This window comes from Methylobacterium oryzisoli (assembly GCF_046557895.1).
Classification (GTDB): Bacteria; Pseudomonadota; Alphaproteobacteria; order Rhizobiales; family Beijerinckiaceae; genus Methylobacterium; species Methylobacterium oryzisoli.
The window spans coordinates 1-3370 of sequence record NZ_JBKIBX010000005.1 but is presented as its reverse complement, the minus strand read 5'-3'; the positions used below and the strand labels follow the sequence as shown (position 1 = coordinate 3370).

1 protein-coding gene and 1 pseudogene are annotated in these 3370 nt (G+C 70.6%); one reads left to right on the top strand and one right to left on the bottom strand.

The annotated features are described in order from the left end of the window. A pseudogene (locus tag ACKUB9_RS06695) lies at positions 1-495 on the top strand (hypothetical protein); the annotation flags it as partial. A gap of 42 nt (positions 496-537) precedes the next feature. Here the strand turns inward: ACKUB9_RS06695 and ACKUB9_RS06690 are convergent. Beyond that, positions 538-2514, bottom strand: coding sequence for a methyl-accepting chemotaxis protein (locus tag ACKUB9_RS06690; protein WP_407519809.1), 1977 nt, complete (start codon positions 2512-2514; stop codon positions 538-540). Positions 2515-3370: the final 856 nt, after the last annotated feature.

The following is a 3370-nucleotide window of genomic DNA, read 5'->3' as shown; positions in this document are numbered from 1 at the left end:
GGGGCGGCGGCGCGCCGCCGCGGGCTCCTGGCCCTCGGCGGGGCCGCGCTCGCCGCCTTCCTCGTGCTGCGGGGGCTCAACGGCTACGGCGATCCCGTGCCCTGGCCGCCCGGCGGGAGCGCGGCCGCCACCGCGCTGGCGTTCATCAACCTGACGAAGTACCCGCCCTCGGCCGGCTTCCTGCTGCTGACGCTCGGCCTGGGGCTCGTGCTGCTGGCGCTGTTCGAGGCGCTGCCGCCGGCGTGGCTCGGCGGGCTGCGCACCTTCGGCGGCGCGCCTCTGTTCTTCTACCTCGCGCACCTCATCCTGCTGCGCCTCCTCTACGACGCCGCCGGGTTCTTCGGCCTCGCCGGCCCCTCGGGCCGGATCGAGGCCGGCTCTCCCGCGCAGCTCTGGCTGATCGCGGCCGGGCTCAGCCTGCCCCTCTACGCGGCCTGCCGCTGGATGGTGGGCCGCAAGCGCCGCGGCACCTGGGCGGGCTGGAGCTATCTCTGATCCGCCGGCCCGCGCGGCGGGGCGTCGCGCCCGTCCGCCCGATCAATCCGTGAACTGGACGCCCAGTTCGCCCGTCTGCCGCCGCATCACGCGGCAGGTCCGCGTGAAGTGGCCGTCGGCGTGCAGCTCGAACGTCTCCGGCACCTGCGCCGGGGATTCGACGCCGAGCTTGGCGCCCGACTCCGAGAGGTTGAGGATGATGCACGGCAGCCGGACCGCCTGCCCGGCCTCGGTGCCGCGGCCCGCCGGCTGAGTCATCCGGATCTCGGCCGGGATCGAGGTGCGGACCCGCTCGTCGGTGCGCCGCTCCTCGACGCCGACCAGCCACGCATCGAGGCTGCGCGAGATCTCCGCCACGCCCGCGGCGGTGGTCTGCACCGTGGCGCTGACCTCGCCGGTGGTGCTGCGCTGCTGCTCGCTCGCCGCGGTCGTCTGCGCGATGAAGCCCTGGACGGCGCCGACCGCGGCGCGGATCGACGCCAGCGTGTCGGTGACCTCCCGCGACACCGCCTGCATGGCGCCGATCTCACCGGAGATCCGGGCCGTCGCGGCCTGGGCCTGCCCGGCGAGGTTCTTGACCTCGGCGGCCACCACCGCGAAGCCGCGGCCCGCCTCTCCGGCCCGGGCCGCCTCGATGGTGGCGTTGAGCGCCAGCAGGTTGATCTGCTCGGCGATCAGCGTGATCGCCTCGACCACGCCGTTCATGGCCTGCGCCGCGTGGTCGAGCTTGGCGGTGGCCGTCGCGGCCGTCTCCATGCGCTCCGAGATCTCGCCGACGGCCTCCTGCGACTGCCCCATCTGGGCCGCGATCGACACGGAGGTGGTGTGCATCTCCTCCGAGGCCTGGGCGACCGCCTGCACCCGGCCGAGGGTGTGCTCGGCCGCCGCGATCGCCCGCGCCCGGACCGCCATGCTGTTCGTCACGTCGGTGGCGAGCTTGATGACCTTGCAGGGCCGGCCGTTCGGGTCGAGCACCGGGTTGTAGGTGGCCTGGATCCAGACCTCCCGCCCGCCCTTGCCGAGCCGCGGGTAGATCGCCGACGAGTACCGGCCGGCCCGCAGGTTGTCCCAGAAGGCGGCGTAGGCCCGGCCCTCGGCGTAGGCCGGCGCCACGAACATGCGGTGATGCCGGCCCCGGATCTCGTCGAGGCGATAGCCGAGCACCGTCAGGAAATTGTCGTTGGCGTCCAGGATGACGCCGTTCATGTCGAATTCGATCACCGCCTGCGAGCGCCGGGCCGCCTCGACCTTGCCGGCCATCTCGGCGGCGACCTGCTTGGCCGCCGTGATGTCGCTGGCGTACTTGACGACTTTGACGGGGCGTCCGCCCGAATCGAGGATCGGGTTGTAGGTGGCCTGGATCCAGACCTCCCGCCCGCCCTTGCCGAACCGCTTGAACTCGCCCGCCTGGTACTCGCCCCGGGCCAAGCTCTCCCAGAACGCGCGGTACTCGGCCGAGGCGGCATGCGCCTCCTCCACGAACAGGCTGTGGTGCCGGCCCCTGATCTCGTCGAGGGCGTAGCCCATCGCGGCGAGGAAATGGGCGTTGGCGTCCTGGATCGTCCCGTCGAGGCCGAACTGGATGACGGCCTGGGAGCGGTGGATGGCGGCGATCTGGCCGGCCGTCTCGGCGGCGGCCTGCTTCTCGGCCGTGATGTCGAGCGCGACCTTGAGGATCCGGACCGGCCGCCCCCGCGCATCGAGCACCGGGGTGTAGGTGGCACGGATCCAGACCTCGCGCCCGCCCTTGGCCGATCGCCGGTACTCGCCGCTGGCGGCCTCGCCCCGGCGCAGCCCGTCCCAGAACGCCCCGTACTCCCGGCTCGCGGCCTCCGCGGGATCGACGAACACCCTGTGGTGCTGTCCCCGGACCTCGTCGAGCCCGTACCCCATCAGCCGGAGGAAGTTGGGGTTGGCCGCGATGACCGTGCCGTCGAGAGCGAAGGCGATGGTGGCCTGGGACCGCTCGACCGCATCGAGCGTGGCAGCCGCGCCGGAGCGTCGTGCCAACGGAAACATCATGTCACTCGCGACCTTTGTACTGCAATTATGGTAAACATGACCAGATTAACGGGCGGTATCCGATGCGCCTGCCCAGGGGAAATTGGTCAAACCCGGCGCGGCCGGGCATCCAGTGCCCGTCCGTCGCCCGACCTGCCTCCGGCTCGGGCCCGGGCTCTCCCGAACCCGATCGATCGTGCACGTGCGAAATAGAGGCGGCCGATCCGTGCGAACGTTCGTTCGATTGCACCGGCATCACTCGGCCGGAGGCGCGGCTTTGCAGAAGGGTGTTGGTATTCGCGGGAGGGAAGACTGGCGGAACCGAGATCCAGCATTGACAGAGGCACGATCCTGGGAGCAAACTCATCCCGTGGTATACCGTCGACCTAAGACGGAGCCAGGATGGGTCCTGCCGCGGTGGGGCGACCGCGCGGTCTCGGCCAGGCTTGGCCGGACAGCGACAGAACAACAACGAGCTTGGACGGAGGAGCGACGCACATGCCAGGATCCAGCCGGTCGTCTTCGCCTTGAGGCCGGGTCGACACCCATTCCGGACCCCTTCACACCCGCCGCATGAGCGGGTCGTCACCGACCATTCGACCAGGAACGAAGCGGCGCATACCGGAATCGTGCGCTGACGCGGGAGCCAGCGCGCCGGACGTGGCGCGTCCGCCGATCATCGCCTGCGTGGCGACCACTCTGGTGCAGGATCCGGTCGCGCCGCAATCGGACCCTGTCTCAAGTCTCTGATATTGTTGCATTTTCTACGGCAAACCGACGACCACTTCGTCGGACAATACTCTTAAGGTGAGGAAACCAGTCCATGACCTCCGTTGCCGCATCACGCGCGCAAGCCACCCCCATCGCCGGACGA